At 71.0% G+C, this 18,078-nt stretch carries 17 protein-coding genes and 1 pseudogene; 13 read left to right on the top strand and 5 right to left on the bottom strand.

Annotated features, from left to right (window positions below):
- Window positions 1–1,289 precede the first annotated feature (1,289 nt).
- The 9 genes from AAEP80_RS18675 to AAEP80_RS18635 all read left to right on the top strand — a co-directional run bounded on the left by AAEP80_RS18675 (window position 1,290) and on the right by AAEP80_RS18635 (window position 10,361).
- Window positions 1,290–2,150, top strand: coding sequence for a hypothetical protein (locus AAEP80_RS18675; RefSeq protein WP_420365494.1), 861 nt, complete (start codon window positions 1,290–1,292; stop codon window positions 2,148–2,150).
- Window positions 2,151–2,181: 31 nt separating this feature from the next.
- Window positions 2,182–3,156, top strand: a complete 975-nt coding sequence (locus AAEP80_RS18670) for an HAD-IIA family hydrolase (RefSeq protein WP_420366895.1) — start codon at window positions 2,182–2,184, stop codon at window positions 3,154–3,156.
- Window positions 3,157–3,166: 10 nt separating this feature from the next.
- Window positions 3,167–3,346: a hypothetical protein gene (locus AAEP80_RS18665; protein ID WP_420365493.1), complete on the top strand. Its 180-nt coding sequence runs from the start codon at window positions 3,167–3,169 to the stop codon at window positions 3,344–3,346.
- Window positions 3,339–4,175, top strand: coding sequence for a TlyA family RNA methyltransferase (locus tag AAEP80_RS18660; protein WP_420365492.1), 837 nt, complete (start codon window positions 3,339–3,341; stop codon window positions 4,173–4,175). The genes AAEP80_RS18665 and AAEP80_RS18660 overlap by 8 nt, the downstream gene beginning before the upstream one ends.
- Complete coding sequence (locus AAEP80_RS18655) at window positions 4,172–5,098, top strand: NAD kinase (RefSeq protein WP_281265739.1); 927 nt, start codon at window positions 4,172–4,174, stop codon at window positions 5,096–5,098. The genes AAEP80_RS18660 and AAEP80_RS18655 overlap by 4 nt, the downstream gene beginning before the upstream one ends.
- The gene (gene recN / locus AAEP80_RS18650) at window positions 5,095–6,786 is read left to right on the top strand and encodes a DNA repair protein RecN (protein WP_420365491.1); all 1,692 of its coding nucleotides are present in this window, start codon (window positions 5,095–5,097) and stop codon (window positions 6,784–6,786) included. The genes AAEP80_RS18655 and recN overlap by 4 nt, the downstream gene beginning before the upstream one ends.
- A gap of 121 nt (window positions 6,787–6,907) precedes the next feature.
- Complete coding sequence (locus AAEP80_RS18645) at window positions 6,908–8,623, top strand: CTP synthase (protein ID WP_420365490.1); 1,716 nt, start codon at window positions 6,908–6,910, stop codon at window positions 8,621–8,623.
- A 184-nt stretch (window positions 8,624–8,807) separates the two neighbouring features.
- Window positions 8,808–9,377, top strand: a complete 570-nt coding sequence (locus AAEP80_RS18640) for an NUDIX domain-containing protein (protein WP_413600996.1) — start codon at window positions 8,808–8,810, stop codon at window positions 9,375–9,377.
- A 9-nt stretch (window positions 9,378–9,386) separates the two neighbouring features.
- The gene (locus AAEP80_RS18635; RefSeq protein WP_420365489.1) at window positions 9,387–10,361 is read left to right on the top strand and encodes a site-specific tyrosine recombinase XerD; all 975 of its coding nucleotides are present in this window, start codon (window positions 9,387–9,389) and stop codon (window positions 10,359–10,361) included.
- 159 nt (window positions 10,362–10,520) lie between these two features.
- Here AAEP80_RS18635 and AAEP80_RS18630 read toward each other — a convergent pair whose 3' ends face one another.
- A complete protein-coding gene (locus AAEP80_RS18630) occupies window positions 10,521–10,970 on the bottom strand; it encodes a DUF2510 domain-containing protein (RefSeq protein ID WP_420365488.1) in 450 nt (149 codons plus the stop codon).
- Window positions 10,971–11,068: 98 nt separating this feature from the next.
- Window positions 11,069–12,105 (bottom strand): annotated as a pseudogene (locus AAEP80_RS18625) (LLM class flavin-dependent oxidoreductase).
- 50 nt (window positions 12,106–12,155) lie between these two features.
- Between AAEP80_RS18625 and AAEP80_RS18620 the strand changes: the two are divergent.
- Together AAEP80_RS18620 and AAEP80_RS18615 are read left to right on the top strand one after the other, a co-directional pair.
- Window positions 12,156–12,488: a TraR/DksA family transcriptional regulator gene (locus AAEP80_RS18620; RefSeq protein ID WP_402729951.1), complete on the top strand. Its 333-nt coding sequence runs from the start codon at window positions 12,156–12,158 to the stop codon at window positions 12,486–12,488.
- A gap of 79 nt (window positions 12,489–12,567) precedes the next feature.
- Window positions 12,568–12,999 (top strand): TIGR02611 family protein, encoded by a 432-nt coding sequence (locus AAEP80_RS18615; RefSeq protein WP_420365487.1) that lies wholly within the window; start codon window positions 12,568–12,570, stop codon window positions 12,997–12,999.
- 157 nt (window positions 13,000–13,156) lie between these two features.
- On the opposite strand, the gene AAEP80_RS18610 is transcribed toward AAEP80_RS18615, so the two are convergent.
- The gene (locus AAEP80_RS18610; RefSeq protein ID WP_420365486.1) at window positions 13,157–14,416 is read right to left on the bottom strand and encodes an MFS transporter; all 1,260 of its coding nucleotides are present in this window, start codon (window positions 14,414–14,416) and stop codon (window positions 13,157–13,159) included.
- A 100-nt stretch (window positions 14,417–14,516) separates the two neighbouring features.
- Here AAEP80_RS18610 and AAEP80_RS18605 point away from each other — a divergent pair, with 100 nt between their 5' ends.
- Window positions 14,517–14,882 carry an ArsR/SmtB family transcription factor gene (locus AAEP80_RS18605; RefSeq protein ID WP_281265729.1) on the top strand — a complete coding sequence of 122 codons (366 nt, stop codon included), beginning with the start codon at window positions 14,517–14,519 and terminating at the stop codon, window positions 14,880–14,882.
- The gene (locus AAEP80_RS18600) at window positions 14,879–16,429 is read left to right on the top strand and encodes a DUF7059 domain-containing protein (RefSeq protein WP_420365485.1); all 1,551 of its coding nucleotides are present in this window, start codon (window positions 14,879–14,881) and stop codon (window positions 16,427–16,429) included. The genes AAEP80_RS18605 and AAEP80_RS18600 overlap by 4 nt, the downstream gene beginning before the upstream one ends.
- Before the next feature lie 39 nt (window positions 16,430–16,468).
- Here the strand turns inward: AAEP80_RS18600 and AAEP80_RS18595 are convergent, their stop codons facing one another.
- Window positions 16,469–17,332, bottom strand: coding sequence for an NAD-dependent epimerase/dehydratase family protein (locus tag AAEP80_RS18595; protein ID WP_281265727.1), 864 nt, complete (start codon window positions 17,330–17,332; stop codon window positions 16,469–16,471).
- 100 nt (window positions 17,333–17,432) lie between these two features.
- Window positions 17,433–18,023: a TetR/AcrR family transcriptional regulator gene (locus tag AAEP80_RS18590; protein ID WP_420365484.1), complete on the bottom strand. Its 591-nt coding sequence runs from the start codon at window positions 18,021–18,023 to the stop codon at window positions 17,433–17,435.
- Between the last annotated feature and the right edge of the window lie 55 nt (window positions 18,024–18,078).

The following is an 18,078-nucleotide window of genomic DNA, read 5'->3' as shown; positions in this document are numbered from 1 at the left end:
CTCAACGTAAGAAGATGTGGCCATCGGCCCTCCATCGAGAACTCGCAGGGGAGACCCTCGTTCTCGTGGAGGCCGGTGGCCATTTCTGTTTGTGCCGTGCACACGACGGCTCGACGCAGGGCCCGGTTCGTGATGGACTGGGGTCGCTCGACGCCACGGACGGCGCACCAACACAACGACACAGCGGACGACAGCCGGCGCGAGAGCTCCGGCACGCAACGAGGAGCACAACGGTGGCGAACGACGACGAACGGCGGAACGACCGCGACGACGAGCGTGGCGGACGCCCGCCCCGAGACGGCGACCGATTCCCGCGTCGCGACGGCACTCCTCGCCGTCACGACCGTGGTGGCAGCCGCGGCGGATGGTCGTCCGGGCCCCGTGAGTTCGAGCGCCGTGAAGGCGACCGGCGTGATCGTCCGCAGCGCGATGGTGACCGCCCCTTCCGCGGTGATCGGGGACCGCGCGACAGCACGAGCGGCCGTGGCTTCCGCGAGGGTGGTCAGCGTTCCGATCGTTCGGCGTGGCGGGGTGACCGCGACTCCTCGGAGCGACCGCCGCGGACCGGTGGGCCCCGTGGGGATCGTCCGTTCAACTCCGACCGTCCGCGTCGCGACGGGGATCGTCCGTTCAACTCCGACCGTCCGCGTCGTGACGGCGATCGTCCGTACAACTCGGATCGTCCGCGTCGCGATGGGGATCGTCCGTTCAACTCCGACCGTCCCCGCCGTGACGGTGACCGTCCGTTCCGTGGTGGCAGCGATCGTCCGCGGCGTGACGGGGATCGTCCCTACAACTCGGATCGTCCCCGCCGTGACGGGGATCGTCCCTACAACTCCGATCGTCCTCGTCGTGACGGCGATCGTCCGTACAACTCCGACCGTCCTCGTCGTGATGGAGATCGTCCGTTCAACTCCGACCGTCCCCGCCGTGACGGTGACCGTCCGTTCCGTGGTGGCAGCGATCGTCCGCGGCGTGACGGGGATCGTCCCTACAACTCCGACCGTCCCCGCCGTGACGGCGATCGGCCGTTCCGCGGCGGCAGCGATCGTCCGCGTCGCGACGGAGACCGTCCGTTCAACTCGGATCGTCCGCGGCGTGACGGGGATCGTCCCGAGCGCGGACAGTTCGGCGCCCGCGGGGGCGACGAGCGTCGGCGCTTCGGCGACGGCACCCGTGGTCCGGGCGCCCGTTTCGGCGAGGCAGCGCGCGACGACTTCGAGGATCGCGACCCGTACGGCACGAAGTCGATCCGCCCGCGTCACGAGGACCCGGAGATCCCCGAGGACGTGCAGGCGCGTGATCTCCACCCGCAGGCCCGCGCGGAGCTGAAGACGCTCAGCAAGGACAACGCCGACTGGGTTGCGCGGCACCTCGTGACGGCGGCGCTGCTCGTGGACGAGGATCCAGAGCTCGCGAACCAGCACGCGCTGAGTGCTGCGCGCCGTGCCGGTCGCGTTGCGGTGGTCCGTGAGACCGCTGCGATCACGGCCTACCGACTCGGTGACTTCGGCACGGCGTTGCGCGAGCTGCGGACGTACCGTCGGATCTCCGGGCGCAACGACCAGTTGCCGATGATGGTCGACTGTGAGCGCGGCCTCGGCCGTCCAGAGCGTGCGCTGGAGCTGGGCCGTTCGACGGACCGCGCGTCGCTCGAGCCGGGCGTCCAGGTCGAGCTCGCGATCGCCATGTCCGGCGCGCGGATCGACCTCGGGAATCCCACAGCTGCCCTCGGCGAGCTGGAGATTCCACAGCTCGACCCGTCGACGGCGTACAGCTGGTCGCCCGCGCTCTACAGTGCTTACGCGGCCACGCTCGAGGAGCTCGGTCGCCAGGACGAGGCCGACGAGTGGTGGGCCCGTGTCGACCGCGCGGCGGAGGCCCTCGCGGAAGCCGCCGATGAAGACTCTTGGGAGACAGTTGATGTGGTCGAGGAAGCGTTCGAAGTCGAAGAACTCGGAGACGAGCCCGAGCGACTCGATGAACCCGTCGACGACGAACCCGTCGACGACGAACCCGTCGACGACGAACCCGGAGAGCCCGACCAGCTCGAGCCGCTCGACGAGCCCGCAGCGGACGAGCCCGACGACGACCTCGGGGAGATCGACGACGACAACCCCCGCGACGTCGACGGCTCCGCAGCCGACTGACACCCCGCGTCCACCGACGGACGGCGTCGACCTGGTCCTCACCGACCTCGACGGCGTCGTCTACCGCGGGCGGAACGCGATCCCGCACGCGGTCGAGTCGCTGACGCGGGCGTCGCTCACGGCTCGGGTCGGGTACATCACGAACAACGCTTCCCGTCGGCCGTCCGACGTCGCCGAGCACCTCGAGCGCTACGGGCTCGAAGTCACGCCCGACGACGTCGTCACGAGCTCACAGGCCGGTGTCCGGCTCCTGTCGACGCTCGTCCCCGAGGGCTCCACGGTCCTCGTGATCGGCGGCATCGGACTGACGAGCATCGTCGAGCAGGCCGGGTTCACCGTGACGTCGAGCGCCGAGGACTCCCCGGCGGCCGTCATCCAGGGCTTCTCGCCCGACCTCGGGTGGCAGCAGCTGGCAGAGGCCTCGTTCGCGCTCGCGGACCCGGAGATCCCATGGGTCGCGACGAACATGGACTGGTCGATCCCGGTCGAACGCGGCATCGCTCCCGGCAACGGCACACTCGTGGCAGCGGTCCACCAGGCCGTCGGACGGATGCCGGTCGTCGCCGGCAAGCCCGAGCGTCCGATCTTCGACGCAGCCCTCGCGCGGTTCGGTGGCGAGCGGCCACTGTTCATCGGGGATCGACTCGACACCGACATCAAGGGTGCGAACGACGCCGGCATCCCGAGCGTGCTCGTGCTCACCGGCATCGACCAGGCGAAGCAGGTGCTCGCGGCTGATCAGCGCTCGCGTCCGACGTTCGTCCTGCAGGACCTCCGTGGGCTCTCGGAGCCCTACCCGGTGACCCACCGGCACGAAGCCGAGGACGGCACCCGGTTCGTGAGCGTCGGTGACGCCACCGTCCGGATGCGCCAGCACGTAGTCCGGGTGGAGCGGGCAGGAGCGGACCCCATGGACCTGCTGCGCGCCGGGGCGACCGCGATCTGGGACTCCGGGTTGGCGATCTACGGGCTCGACGTCGACCCCCTGCTCTACGGCGGCGAGTAGCGTGGACGTCGTGTCGAACGACTCCGGGGAACCACAGTACGACGAGCAGGAGCAGCCGTCCGTGACCGACGTCGCGCGCCGTGCACGTGCGGCTGAGGACCTCCCGCTGCCGGATCGCGCCGATGCCTTCTCCGGCCTGCACGACGAGCTGCGCACGCGGCTCGAGAGCGGTGGCACCGCGAGTGCCTGACCCCGACGTGTCGACCCAGACCGTGTCCGTTCCCGCGCGCCTGGACGCGACCGTGGCCGCTCGTGGGCTCGCCAAGTCCCGGACCGCCGCCGCCAAGCTCATCCAGGGCGGCCGTGTCAGCGTGGACGGCACTGCGGTCGTCAAGCCGTCGACCCCGGTGCTCCCGGACGCGGCCATCGTGGTGGACGCCGGGGACGAGTGGGTCTCCCGCGCTGCACTGAAGCTCGTCGGAGCGCTCGACACGTTCGGCGTCGACCCGAGCGGTCGTGTGGCGCTCGACGTGGGTGCGAGCACGGGTGGGTTCACGCAGGTGCTCCTCGCCCGCGGTGCCCGCCGGGTGGTGGCGCTCGACGTCGGGCACGGGCAGCTGGACCCCGTCATCGCGATGGATGACCGCGTTGCCGTGGTCGAAGGGCTGAACGCGCGGAACCTCACCGCTGACGACTACCTGGCGCTCGACGCCTCAGCGTCGCAGACCAGCCTCGTGGTCGGGGACCTGTCGTTCATCAGCCTCCGGATCGTGCTCCCGGCGCTCGTCGCATCCGTGCCCGCCGACGAGTTCGTCCTGCTGGTGAAGCCGCAGTTCGAGGTCGGCCGTGGCGGTGTCCGTGAAGGCATCGTGCACGACGCCGACCTCCGGAACGACGCACTGATGAACGTCCTGTGGGCGGCGTGGGACCTCGGTCTCGGCACTGCGGGGCTCGCAGCGTCCCCGATCATCGGCACCCACGGCAACCACGAGTACCTCGCGCGTCTCCAGCGGGGCGCAGGGTCGAATCCGACAGAATGGATCGACCGGGCGACGGAACTGGCGGAAGGAACCCCATGAGCGACGAACGGCACATCCTGCTCGTGTCGCACACGGGTCGCCGCGACTCGATCGACGCCGCGGTCGAAGTCTGCGACCTCCTGCACGCGGCCGGTCTCGTCCCCGTGATGCCCTTCGACGAGTACGCCGACATCCGCCGCGCGGAAGCGTCCGTCGGCCAGGTCGACATCCTCGGTGTCGACGTGCAGGCCCAGGACCTCGAGATCGTCATCGTCCTCGGCGGCGACGGCACGATCCTCCGCGCGGCGGAGCTGGTGCGCGGGACCGGCACGCCCCTCGTCGGTGTGAACCTCGGCCACGTCGGGTTCCTCGCCGAGAGTGAGCGCGACGGCCTCTCCGAGACGGTCGAGCGTGCCCTGTCCGGTGAGTACCACGTCGAGGAACGCGTGGCCCTGCAGGTCGACGTCGTCGTCGGGCACGAGGTCGTCTACTCGTCGTGGGCCCTGAACGAGGCCACCATCGAGAAGGCCTCCCGCGAGCGCATGCTCGAGGTCGTCACCGAGGTGGACGGGCGTCCGCTGTCCTCGTTCGGGTGCGACGGCGTCGTCATCTCCACGCCGACCGGTTCGACGGCGTACTCCTTCTCCGGCGGCGGTCCGATCGTCTGGCCGGACGTCGACGCGCTCATCATGGTGCCGCTGAGCGCCCATGCGCTCTTCTCGAAGCCGATCGTCGTCGGACCCGACTGCGTGCTCGCCGTCGAGGTGCTCCGGCGGACGAGCGGCGTCGGCGTGCTCTGGTGCGACGGCCGACGTACCCACGACCTCCCCCCTGGAGCGCGCATCGAGGTCAGCCGGTCGCCGGAACCGGTCCGGGTCGCACGGCTCAAGGACGCCCCGTTCACGGACCGCCTGGTGGCGAAGTTCCAGTTGCCCGTCGCCGGGTGGCGCGGGCCGCAGCACGACGACGAGGACCGCCTGTGATCCAGGAGATCTCCATCAACGACCTCGGGGTCATCGGTGACGCGACCCTCGAGCTCGGCCCCGGGTTCACCGTCGTCACGGGTGAGACTGGTGCCGGCAAGACGATGATCGTCACGGCGCTCGGGCTGTTGCTCGGCGCGCGGGCTGACGCGGGCTCGGTCCGTCGGGGTGCGTCGAGCGCCGTCGTCGAGGGCCGCTGGGACATCCCGGACCACGCCACCGTCGCGGAGCGCGTCGAGGACGCCGGGGGAGCGGTCGAGGACGGCGAGCTGATCCTGACCCGCACGGTCTCGGCCGAGGGGCGCAGCCGCGCCACGGTCGGCGGACGCGGGGCACCGGTCGCGGTGCTCGGTGAACTCGCGGACCAACTCGTCACGGTGCACGGGCAGTCCGACCAGATCCGCCTGACCTCGTCGACCGCGCAGCGCGCCGCCCTGGACGGCTTCGGTGGCGCGGCGGTCGAGAAGGCCCTCGGCAGGTACGTCGCCGCGTACGACGCGTGGCAGCAGCACGCCGCCGACCTCGAGACGCTCACGCGCGACCAGGACGACCGGTTGGCCGAAGCCGCTCGCCTGCGCGAGGCCTCCGACGAGATCGAGGCGGCGGATCCGCAGCCCGGCGAGGACGCCGAGCTCCAGGAGCGTTCGGATCGCCTCGGGAACCTCGAGGAACTCCGCCTGTCCGCGGGCCTCGCACACGAAGCCATCTCGTCCGAGTCCCTCGACGGCACCGACGTCATCGGCCTGGTCGAGGCCGCTCGCCGTGCGGTCGAGCGGGTGGCCGGCGCGGACAGCACGCTGCAGCCGGTGCTCGAACAGCTCACGGAGCTGGGCATCCAGGCGAGCGAGGCATCCGCCAGCCTGTCGAGCTACCTCGGTTCGCTCGAACCCGACGCGGGGCACGACCTCGAGCTCATCAACGAGCGCCGAGCACTCCTCGCCGGGCTCACGCGCAAGTACGGCGAGACGATCGACGACGTCATCGCGTTCGGCCAGCGCGCGAGCGATCGGCTCCTCGAGCTCGACGGCGACGACGACCGGATCGTCGCCCTGCAGGAAGCAGTCGCGCAGGACGAGCAGGCGCTCGAACAGGCGGCGACGACCCTGACCCAGGCACGCACGAAGGCGGCAGCAGACCTCGCGAAGCGCGTGACGACGGAGCTGAAGACCCTCGCGATGGCCGGCGCGACGCTCGTGGTCGAGGTCACCGACGCCGGCGAGTACCGGCGGCACGGGCGCGATCAGGTCGCGATCCTGCTGCAGCCGCACTCGGGGACGGACCCGCGGCCGATCGGCAAGGGGGCGTCGGGCGGCGAGCTCTCCCGCGTCATGCTCGCGATCGAGGTCGTCATGGCCGGGTCGACGACGGTCCCCACGTTCGTGTTCGACGAGGTCGACGCCGGGGTCGGTGGCGCCGCGGCGATCGAGATCGGTCGGCGCCTGGCGAAGCTCGCCGAGCGCACGCAGGTCATCGTCGTCACGCACCTGGCCCAGGTCGCGGCGTTCGCGACGAACCACCTCAACGTCGTGAAGGACGCCAGCGGCGCGGTGACGTCGTCGAGCGTGCGCCGGCTCGAGGGCGACGAACGGCTGCAGGAGATGGCCCGTCTGCTCTCCGGGCTCGGCGACAGCGCGAGCGGCATGGAGCACGCGCGCGAGCTGCTCGACGTCGCCGCCCAGTCCGCCTGACGGACGCACGCCGCAGTGGCGGGCGCGAGCGGGGCCGTGGACCCGGCCACGCGTCCGGGCGACACGCGCCAGGCGAACGCGGGTCGCGCCTCCCGGCAGTTCTGACGTACGATGGAACCCCGTGGCGGACACTTTCAGCAGCGGTACCCAGGCAAGCTCCCCGACCCCGAAGGTGACGAAGCAGATCTTCGTGACCGGCGGGGTCGTCTCGTCTCTCGGCAAGGGCCTGACGGCGGCCAGCCTCGGCAACCTGCTCACGGCACGCGGCCTCAAGGTCGTCATGCAGAAGCTCGACCCGTACCTCAACGTGGACCCGGGCACGATGAACCCGTTCCAGCACGGCGAGGTCTTCGTGACCGACGACGGCGCCGAGACGGATCTCGACATCGGGCACTACGAGCGCTTCCTCGACATCAACCTGTCGCAGTCGGCCAACGTCACGACCGGGCAGGTCTACTCGACGGTCATCGCCAAGGAGCGTCGCGGCGAGTACCTCGGTGACACCGTGCAGGTGATCCCGCACATCACCGACGAGATCAAGCGACGGATGCGCGAGCAGGCGTCGAACGACCCGCAGCCCGACGTCATCATCACCGAGGTCGGCGGAACGGTCGGCGACATCGAGTCCCAGCCCTTCATCGAGTCGGCGCGTCAGGTGCGGCACGAGCTCGGCCGCAACAACGTGTTCTTCGTGCACGTCTCGCTCGTGCCGTTCATGAACGCGTCCGGTGAGCAGAAGACCAAGCCGACGCAGCACTCCGTCGCCGCGCTCCGCTCGATCGGCATCCAGCCCGATGCACTCGTGCTCCGCAGCGACCGGCCCGTCTCGGACTCGAACAAGCGCAAGATCGCGCTGATGTGCGACGTCGACGAGGACGCCGTGGTGAACGCGGTCGACGTCCCGTCGATCTACGACCTCCCGACGCTCCTCAACGCGCAGGGGCTCGACCGGGTCATCGTCGACGCACTGCACCTCGAGGCGAACGAGGTCGACTGGACCTCGTGGAACCCGGTGCTCCGCGCCGTGCACGAGCCGAAGAAGGACGTCACCATCGCCCTGGTCGGCAAGTACATCGACCTGCCGGACGCGTACCTGTCCGTCACCGAGGCGCTCCGTGCCGGTGGCTTCGCGCACAACGCGAAGGTCACGCTGAAGTGGGTCGTCTCGGACGACTGCACCACGCCAGAGGGTGCGGCGAAGCAGCTCGGCGACGTCGACGGCATCTGCGTCCCCGGCGGGTTCGGCGTGCGCGGCATCGAGGGCAAGCTCGGTGCGCTGAAGTTCGCGCGCGAGAACCACATCCCCACGCTCGGCCTGTGCCTCGGCCTGCAGTGCATGGTCATCGAGTACGCCCGCCACGAGGCCGGACTGCACGACGCGTCGAGCTCCGAGTTCGACCCGGAGACCCCGACCCCGGTCATCGCCACGATGGCGGAGCAGGTGGACATCATCGCCGGCGGCGACATGGGCGGCACGATGCGGCTGGGCCTCTACCCGGCGACGTTCACGTCCGGGTCGCTCGCGGAGTCGCTGTACGGCGCGTCGGAAGCGTCCGAGCGGCACCGTCACCGCTACGAGGTGAACAACAAGTACCGCCAGCAGATCGCGGACGCCGGGCTGGTGTTCTCGGGCACCTCGCCCGACGGCAACCTGGTCGAGTACGTCGAGCTGGACCGTGCACAGCACCCGTTCTACATCGGCACGCAGGCGCACCCGGAGCTGCGGTCGCGTCCGAACGACGCGCACCCGCTGTTCGCGGGGCTCGTCGAGGCGGCGATCGCGCGCAACGAGTCGACCCGGCTCTTCGACCCGGAGAGCGAGCAGGTCGCGTCGTAACGCACCCACGATCGGACGGGCGCGTCCCGCTCAGCAGTGACGCGCCAGCGGCACGCGGGGCGCGCCGACCGAGCCTGCGAGGGAGGGGTGCCAGCTGGCACCGTGCCTCCCGTCTGTGGCCGGGCGTCGAGCACGGAAGACGGTTTCGTCCGGCGGTCATGGCGGACGCTGGTTGGATGGACGGGTGACCGACGCACCCATCTCCGACGAGCCAGCATCCTTCGACGTGACCGACTCGACCCTCGTGTACGACGGCGCCGTCTGGGACGTCCGGCGTGACACCGTGGCGTACGGCGACGGCAGCATGGTGCGCGAGTACATCGACCACACCGGGGCCGTCGCGGTCTACGCCGAGGACGACGAGGGCCGCGTGCTCGTCATCCAGCAGTACCGTCACCCCGTGCACCTGCGCGACTGGGAGCTGCCGGCCGGGCTGCTCGACATCTCCGGTGAGGACGAGCTCGTCGCCGCGCAGCGGGAGCTCGCCGAGGAAGCCGACGTCGAGGCCGACGACTGGGAGCCCCTGGTGCGGTACAACACCTCTGCTGGCGGCAGCAACGAGTTCATCCAGATCTACCGGGCACGCGGTGTCAGAGCGACGGCATCGGCGTTCGACCGCTCCGACGAGGAAGCGGACATCGTGAAGCGCTGGGTGCCGCGGTCGGAGATCGTCGCGGGGATCCTGGAGGGGCGACTTCGGAACTCGGCGCTCATCGTGGCGGCGCTCGCCGTGGACGCGGCGTCGCGCCGGTAGCCTTCGGGGATGGTCTCGCTCGCTGCCGCCACCGAGACGTACCTGCGGCACGTCGCGATCGAGCGGGGTCTGTCGCAGCACACGCTGTCGGCGTACCGGCGGGACCTCGCGACGTTCGCCACGTGGGTCGGCACCCAGCCGGTGGTCGACTCCGAGGGAGCCGATCGGGCCGGGGGTGCGTCGGTCGTCGACGACGTCGCTCGACTGACGCGAGCGGATCTCGCGGGGTTCGTTTCGCATCTGGCCACGCGAGCAGCATCGCCGCTGGCGCCACGGTCCGTCGCCCGCATGCTCAGTTCTGTGCGGTCCTTCGCGACGTTCGCCGCTGGGGAGGGATGGCTGCCACTCGACCCCGGCGCGTCCGTCCGCCCACCGAAGGCCCCGATGCGGCTCCCGAAGGCGATCTCGGTCGACGACATGGACCGGCTGCTGCAGGCCGTCGACGGTGACGATCCCGTACAGCTGCGCGACCGGGCGCTCCTGGAACTCCTGTACGCCACCGGGGCGCGCATCTCCGAGGCCGTCGGGCTCTCGGTCGACGACGTGACGGACGACCCGGACGGGACCGGGGTCTCGGTCGTGAAGGTCACCGGCAAGGGGAACAAGCAGCGGATCGTGCCGCTCGGCAGCTACGCGCGGGCCGCGATCGAGGCGTACCTGGTCCGTGCGCGACCGGTCTTCGCCGCGCGGGGGCCGTCGACACCGGCGCTCTTCCTCGGGGCCCGCGGGGCACGGCTGTCACGGCAGAGCGCGTGGCTCGTGATCCAGGCCGCGGCCGACCGGGCAGACCTGTCCGCCCACGTGTCGCCGCACACGTTCCGGCACTCGTTCGCGACGCACCTGCTCGAGGGTGGTGCGGACGTCCGGGTCGTGCAGGAGCTCCTCGGGCACGCGAGTGTCGCGACGACGCAGATCTACACGATGGTCACGGCGGACATGCTCCGCGACGTGTACCAGACGGCGCACCCGCGGGCCCGGCGCTGACGGGGACGGGGCGGTCGCGCCGGCCGATCGAGTGCGCGGAAAAGGGGTTCCGCGGGTCAGATATCCCCCATCTTCTGCGCACTCGATCGCGGGGAAGCGAGGGAGCGAGGGAACACAGGAGAAGGGGGAGCGGGGGAGCGCGAGAGGGGTCGTGCGGGATCAGGTCATCGGGAAGTGGACGTCGGCGGCGATGATGCCCGTCGCGACGGCGAGGACCAGCGCTGACGCGGCCAGGCTCCGAGCGAGGACCCGCCACCGGCCCGTCGCAGCGGGGCGGACGATCCCGATCACGCCCGCGACCACAGCGAGGACGCTGAAGACGCCGTAGGGGTTCAGCAGCAGGGACGCGACGGCGAGCAGCACCGCGGAGATCGCGAACGCGCAGAGCTTCCGGGACGTGCTCGCGCCGTACGCCCACGCACGGTGTTCGACGGTGCCGGTCCGTACCGAGAAGGCCGGGCCCGTCGGCGCCACGACGATCGGCAGCACCGGCTCGACGTGGCGGGTCGGAACCGCGCGCGTCGCCTCACCCCAGGCGTGGCCGTCCCACCAACGGAGACGACCGGCATCCCGGGGGTCCGGGAACCAGCCAGCGGCCGGCAGCGTCACGAGGTGCTCCTGAGAACGGGGGATGGTGCGCTCCGACGCTACGTGCCGCCGTGCGCCCTCCCCAGTCCCAACCCGGGTGTCGGCAGGAAGGGGGACGTCTACGCGTGTGTCGGCGCGGCGTCCACCTCGGCGAAGACGTCCTTCACCGCCGCGAGGAGCCGGGCGTTGAAGTCCACGCCGAGCTGGTTCGGCACGGTGACGAGCACGGTGTCGGCAGCGCGGACCGCCTGGTCCGCCGCGAGCTCCTCGACGAGCGACTCCGGAGACCCGATGTAGGACCGCCCGAAGCGGGCGAGGCCACCGTCGAGGTACCCGACCTGGTCGGCTCCCTCGACCTGCGCGCGGACGCCGAAGTAGTGCCGGGACTCGTCGTCGATGATCGGGATGATGCTGCGCGACACGGAGACCCGGGGCTCACGGTCCCAGCCCGACTCGGCCCAGACCCGCCGGAAGCGCTCGATCTGCTCGGCCTGCAGCTCGTCGAAGGGCACGCCGGTGTCCTCGGTCAAGAGCGTCGACGACATCAGGTTCATGCCCTGCTCGGCGGTCCACTCGGCGGTGGCGCGGGTTCCGGCACCCCACCAGATGCGGTCGGGGAGCGTGTCGGACAGCGGGAAGACAGGCAACGACCCCGCGGCACCGGTCATCTGCGGGTTCGCGTTCGCCATCGGCTCGCCGGCGATCGCGCGGCGGAACACGCTCGTGTGCGCACGGGCGAGGTCGGCGCCGTTCGGGTCTGAGGCGTCGGGCACGTACCCGAACTGCTGGTAACCGGCCTGAGCGGTCTCGGGTGATCCCCGCGAGACGCCGAGTGCAGTCGCCCGCCGGAGATCAGGTCGGTCGCTGCCGCCTCCTCCGCCATGTAGAGCGGGTTCTCGTAGCGCATGTCGATCACGCCGGTGCCGATCTCGATGCGGCTCGTCTTCGCGGCGATGGCGGAGAGCAGCGGGAACGGTGCGGCCTGCTGCGGGGCGAAGTGGTGCACGCGGAAGTACGCGCCGTCGACGCCCGCTTCCTCGGCCGCCACCGCGAGGTCGATCGCCTGCACGAGGGCCTCGCGGCCGCTGCGCACCTTCGATCCGGGGACGTCACGCCAGTGTCCGAACGACAGGAACCCGATCTTGGTCATGTCCATGCGAACGCATTCGAGAGGTCGCGCATTCCGTCGGACTAGGTTCGGGGAGCATGGACGATCCACGTGCGGCACTGAGCGCGGAGCGAGCGCGGGCGACGAAGCTCATCGCTGACGTCGAGCGGAGCATGCGCGACGTCAGCGACGCCCGCGACGGTGCGAACACGGACGACGAGCACGACCCCGAGGGAGCGACGCTGGCCTGGGAGCGCGGATCGCTCGGCGCGGTCCGAGACGACGCACGGCGCCGCATCGAACAGGTCGACGCAGCGCTCGCGCGGCTGGACAAGGGGACCTACGGGACGTGCGTCGTCGGCGGCGAACCGATCCCGGAGGCACGACTGGCGGCAGTCCCGTGGGCCGCGACCTGCGTCGCGCACGCGTGACGAGCCTCCCGTCCGACTGCCGGGTATCCGTGCACCGCGCGCGCCGCGGATTCCCAGCCGCGCGCCCTACCGTTTCGGCATGGACGGCGACCCGAACCACCGACCCGCGGAAGCGGACTCCGGTGAGTCCGCGCTGCGGCACCGCTTCCGCTGGTTCCACCAGGCCCGGGAGTGGATCCACGCCCGCCCGCACCTGCACCTCTTCTACAAGGTCGTCGTGGGCATCGTCGGCGGGCTGGTCGTCATCGTCGGGCTGATCCTCGTGCCGTTGCCCGGGCCCGGGTGGCTCGTGGTGTTCATCGGCCTGACGATCCTGGCGAGCGAGTTCCACTTCTTCCACAAGATCATCACGTGGCTCAAGGCGCAGCTGCACCGGTTCTGGGACTGGGCGAAAGCGCACGGGCCGCAGTGGCTCCGGAACATCGCCGATCGCGGGAAGGCTGACGTCGACGCGGCGCACGACGACGCACACCGGAGCATCGCCCGGCGCCCTGCTCGCCCTGGGCACTGAGCTCCCGGCGCTTCTGACCCGGCGCTTCTGACCCCGCGCTCCTGACCCACAACGTGCGCGATGAGAAGCGGAATCGCGCGTAAGCGGTCGGAAATCCGGGCCACCTACGCGCGATTCGACCTCCTACGCGCGAATCGACCCGCCGCGGCCGGGCGGCTCAGTCCGCGGCGGGGGCCGGGCACGCCTGGACGCGGACCGAGCCCGTCGCGATGCGCTCGGATGCCTGCTCCTCGACCTCGGCGGCGTCGCGCGACACGAGCTGCAGCACGAGGGCGACCGCCGCGGCGAGCACGATGAACGCGCCGTACCCGGCGATGACCGGCACGAGGCCGACCGTCGGCTCGAGCAGGCCGCCGATGACCGCGGGGACACCGAAGGCCAGGTAGCTCACGACGTAGATCGTCGAGAGGAGTCCCGCGCGGTGCGTGGGTGCAGCGGTGGCGAGCAGCATCCGGAGCGGCGCCTGGAAGCCGGCGCCGAAGCCGACCCCGGCGATCGCGCTGCCGACGACGAGCCCCGGCAGGGAGTGTGCGACGACGAACGCGACGGTGACGACCGGCCCGAGGATCAGCGCGACGAGTCCGATGAGCACGCCGATGCGGGCGTCGAGCCGCTGGATCGCCAACCCGGTGAGCGCTCCGACGCCGGTGACGACGGCGATGAGTGCTCCGGCCGCGAAGTGGTTCGTGATCCCGAACACCGCCCCGAGCGCCGACGGTACGAGCGACAGGAACATCCCGCCGAGCGCCCAGCTGGCGATGAGCGAGCCGGCGACGCCGCGGAACAGCCGGCGCGAGGACCGGGGCACGGAGATCGTCGGCCGGAGGGAACGGAGGGCTCCCGGACGGCGGGTGACCCGCTCGGGGACGACCACGAGCGCGATCACCATGAGGACGAGCAGCACCCCGAAGAGCACGTACACGAGCTGTTCCGGCGCCGGACCCCACTCGACGAGGGCACCGCTCGACAGGGCTCCGGTGGCGAGGGCGATCGGCGGGATCACACCGTTCAGGACGCCGGCGAGGGACGGGTGTGCCTCGAGCGAGTTGTCGATCAGCGCAGCGCCGAGGGCACCGATGAGCAGCCCGACGGAGACGCCCTGCACGATGCGGTCGACGATCAGCGCGCCCAGGCCGTCCGCGATCGAGAACAGCCCGAGCGAGAGTGCGACGCCGAGCCCACCGACGACGAGCACCGGCTTCCGCCCGACGTGGTCGGACAGTCGTCCGGCGACGAGCAGGCTGCTGAGGAGCCCCGCGACGTAGATCGCGAACACCCCGGTGAGCATGAGCGGCGTCAGGTGCCACTCCGCCGCGTACACGGGGTAGATCGGCGACGGCACGGCGGACGACGCGACCGAGACGAGCAGCATGGCCGCGAGGATCCAGAACCCGGCGACCGAGCGAGCTGACTGCATGGGTGCCCCTTCGATGACGAACAGTACGAGGAAAGTCGTACCGTACTCCGCTGTACGACGCAAGTCGTACTGGGAGGTGAACGGTGGTAGCGTCCCGTCCATGCCCGAGCGCACCGTTGCCCCCGAACGGCTCCCGCAGCCGACGGTGGCCGAGATGGACCTCCCCGTCGTGATGGACGCCCTGTCGGACCCGATCCGCCTGGCGATCCTGCACCGGTACCTCGTCGACGCCGCCGGCGGGATCCGCAGCTGCGGCTGGGTCGGCATCGACCGGCCGAAGTCGACGCTGACGCACCACTTCCGTGTCCTGCGCGAGGCCGGCCTGCTCGAGCAGCACCAGGAAGGACTCACCCGCAGCAGCCGTGCTCGCGTCGAGGACGTCCAGCAGCGGTTCCCCGGCCTCCTCGACCTCGTGCTCGACTGGACGGTGCCCGCCAGCCTGATGCGCGACGAGGTCCCCGCGTGACCGCTGGCACCCACACGCTGCCCACCGTCGTCGCCGACCCGGCCGTCACCACGGCGCTCGCCGCGGACCTCGACGCCGCCGGGTTCTCCGTCGAGGGCGTCGACGCGCTCTGGGGGGTCGACGCCGCGGCCGCGCTGCACCGTGGGAACCGCGTTGCCGCCGTCCGTGCGCTCGACGCCCGTCCGACGACGCCGCTGACGACGCTCGCGATGCTCTTCGTCCTCGGGCTCACCGTGCCCCGCACCGACGCCGAGCAGGCGTTCTCGACGGCCGGGCTCGACGCGGTCGTGGCCGCCGGCTTGCTCCGCGTCGACGACGACCGCGCGCTCCCGACGGTGGACCTCCGCCCGTACGCGTTCGTCGACGACGCCGGCGCCGGCAGCTGGTGGATCGTCTCCGACCTCGGGGAACTCGCCCTCGGCAGCGCGCTCGACGAGGAACACGTGCTCGGCATCGGCGGGGCCACCACCACGCTGAGCGGCCTGCAGGTGCCCGTGCCCGTCCACCGGGTGCTCGACCTCGGGACCGGCTGCGGCATCCAGGCCATGCACGCCAGGCGCTTCGCCGACGAGGTCGTCGCCACCGACATCTCCCGCCGCGCCCTGGACATCGCACGGTTCAACGCGCAGCTGAACGGCATCGACGGCATCGACTTCCGCTTCGGGTCGCTGTTCGAGCCCGTCGTCGGGGAGCGCTTCGACCGCATCGTGTCGAATCCGCCATTCGTGATCACCCCACGCACCGAAGGCGTCCCGTCCTACGAGTACCGCGACGGCGGGATGGTCGGCGACGCCCTCGTCGAGACGGTCCTCCGTGGCCTGGCCGAGCACCTCGAACCCGGCGGGACCGCGCAGCTCCTCGGCAACTGGGAGTACCACTGGGGCGTCGACGGGCTCGACCGCGTCCGCGCCTGGTTCGAGGGGACCGACCTCGACGCATGGGTGGTCGAGCGCGAGCGGCAGGACCCGAACGCCTACGCCGAGACCTGGATCCGCGACGGCGGGACCAAGCCGGGCACGGCCGCGTTCGACCAGCTGGTCGGCGCGTGGCTCGACGACTTCCGGGAGCGCAAGGTCGTCGGCGTCGGCTTCGGCTACGTCGTGGTCCGCAGGGCACAGACGGGAGGCTCGGTGCAGCTCCGGCGCTTCGAGCGCGTCCCCGAGACGCTCGGCTCCAACCCCGCGGGGCTCGGCGCCACGGTGGCCCGCGTCCTCGACGCGGCCGCCTGGCTGGCAGCGCACGACGACGTCGCACTCGCGGCCGCGCACCTGACGGTCGCCGGCGACGTCACCGAGGAGCGGTACTACTGGCCGGGCAACGACGACCCCACGGTCATGACGCTCGTGCAGGGCGGCGGGTTCGGCCGGCGGGTCGACGCGGACACCGCGCTCGCCGCGTTCGTGGGCGCGTGCGACGGCGAACTCTCCGTCGCGGCGATCATCGGTGCGCTCGCGCAGATCACGGGCGTCGACGAGCAGGTGCTCGCCGCCGACCTGCTGCCGACCGCCCGTGACCTGGTGCTCGACGGGCTGCTCACCCCGGCCTGACGCGGCCCGATGTGATGCAGCCCGCCGTGCCGGTGCTGCTCAGGACCGGTGGTCGCGCCAGCTGTGCTGCGGGTCGTAGCCGAGGAGCTCGCGGGCCTTCTCCGACGACAGCAGCGAGCTGACGCCGTCGATGTCCGCACGACGCTCGATGTCCGGCACGTACCGTTCGACGAGCTCGATGGTCGGAGTGTCCATCACGGTGTCGGGGCTCGCGATGACGAACGCCTCGAAGCCGGTCAGGTCCGCCTCGAGCGCCTTGCGCACGGCCTGGGCACCGTCGCGGGAGTCGATGTAGGACCACAGGTTGAACGTCTTCGCCTCGGGGGTGGCGTCCCACGGGTACGACGGGTAGTCGGTCTCGTCCATGACGTTCGAGAACCGCAGGCCGATCATCTTCAGCGTCGGGTCCCAGCGGGTGAAGTGCCGCGCCATCTCCTCTTCCACGGCCTTGCCGAGCGAGTACGAGGACTGCGGGCGCACCGGGAACTCCTCGTCCACGGGCAGGTAGGGCGGGTGGTGCTCGCCCATCGGGATGCCGAGCAGGGTCTCGCTCGACGCCCACACCACGTTCGTGATCTTCGCGGCGCGTGCGGCGTGGAAGACGTTGATGGACGCGGTCACGTTGTTCGTGATGAGCGCGACGTCGGGGACCTGCCCGGGGGCCGGCACCGCCGCGAGGTGCACGACGGCGTCGACGTGGTCGTACCGGTCGTCGATGCCGAGCAGGGCGTTCACCACCTGCCCGTAGTCGGTGAGGTCGATCCGCACGAACTGCACGCGCTCGGGCTTGTCGGGAGACGGGACGCGGTCGAGGAGGACCACGTCGTACCCGTGTTCGTCGAGGTCACGCACCACCGCTCGTCCGAGCTTGCCGCTGCCGCCGGTCACCACTACGCGCGTCATCGCGCCTCCGCTCATCGTCGAGTCGTGCTGTCGGTGTCCATCCTGCACTGCCGGGACCGCCGCAACCAGGCACCAGCGGTACCTGTCCGCGGAGCGCGTGTCAGACGGAGGGGACCGCCTGGGCCACCGCCAGGCGCACGACGAGCTCGACGTGTGCGGCCATGTCGCGCGCGGGGTCGAACAGCCACTGGATCTGCATGCCGTCGGACACCGCGAGCAGCACGCTCGTCAGCTCCTCCGCGTCGACGTCGGCGCGGAGCCGGCCGTCCTGCTGCATCGCCCGGAAGTCCGCGGCCATCGTGCGTCGGGAGTTCTCGTAGCGCTGCCGGAAGTACTCGTGCGCGGGGTGGTCCGGGTCGGTCGCGGCCGCGGCGGAGAGGTTCACGAACATCTGGACGAGCCCCGGGACCTCGGCGTTGTGCCGGACGATCGCGGCGAGGAGCTCACCGGGGTCGTTCGCGTGCCAGTCTGCTGCGTTGTCGATCTCGTCGCGGCGCCGGAGGATCTCGACCCAGAGCTCGTCCTTCGAGTCGAAGTAGTGCAGCAGTCCGGCCTGCGTCAGCCCGACCGCGTCGGCGATGTCCTTGATGCTCGTGCGCCGGAACCCCTGTTGGGCGACGAGGTCCAGGGCGACGGTGAGGATCTCCTCGCGCTTCGCGATGCCCTTCGCGTACGAACCCCGTCGTGTCATGGCGAGACTGTACCGCTCCTGGGCGATCCCAGAAAACCTAGCGTCAATAGGTTTT

The sequence above is a fragment of the Curtobacterium sp. L3-7 genome (genome assembly GCF_048756585.1).
Classification (GTDB): domain Bacteria; phylum Actinomycetota; class Actinomycetes; order Actinomycetales; family Microbacteriaceae; genus Curtobacterium.
Note: the sequence above shows the minus strand (reverse complement) of the source record. Positions and strands in the feature narration are given on the sequence as shown.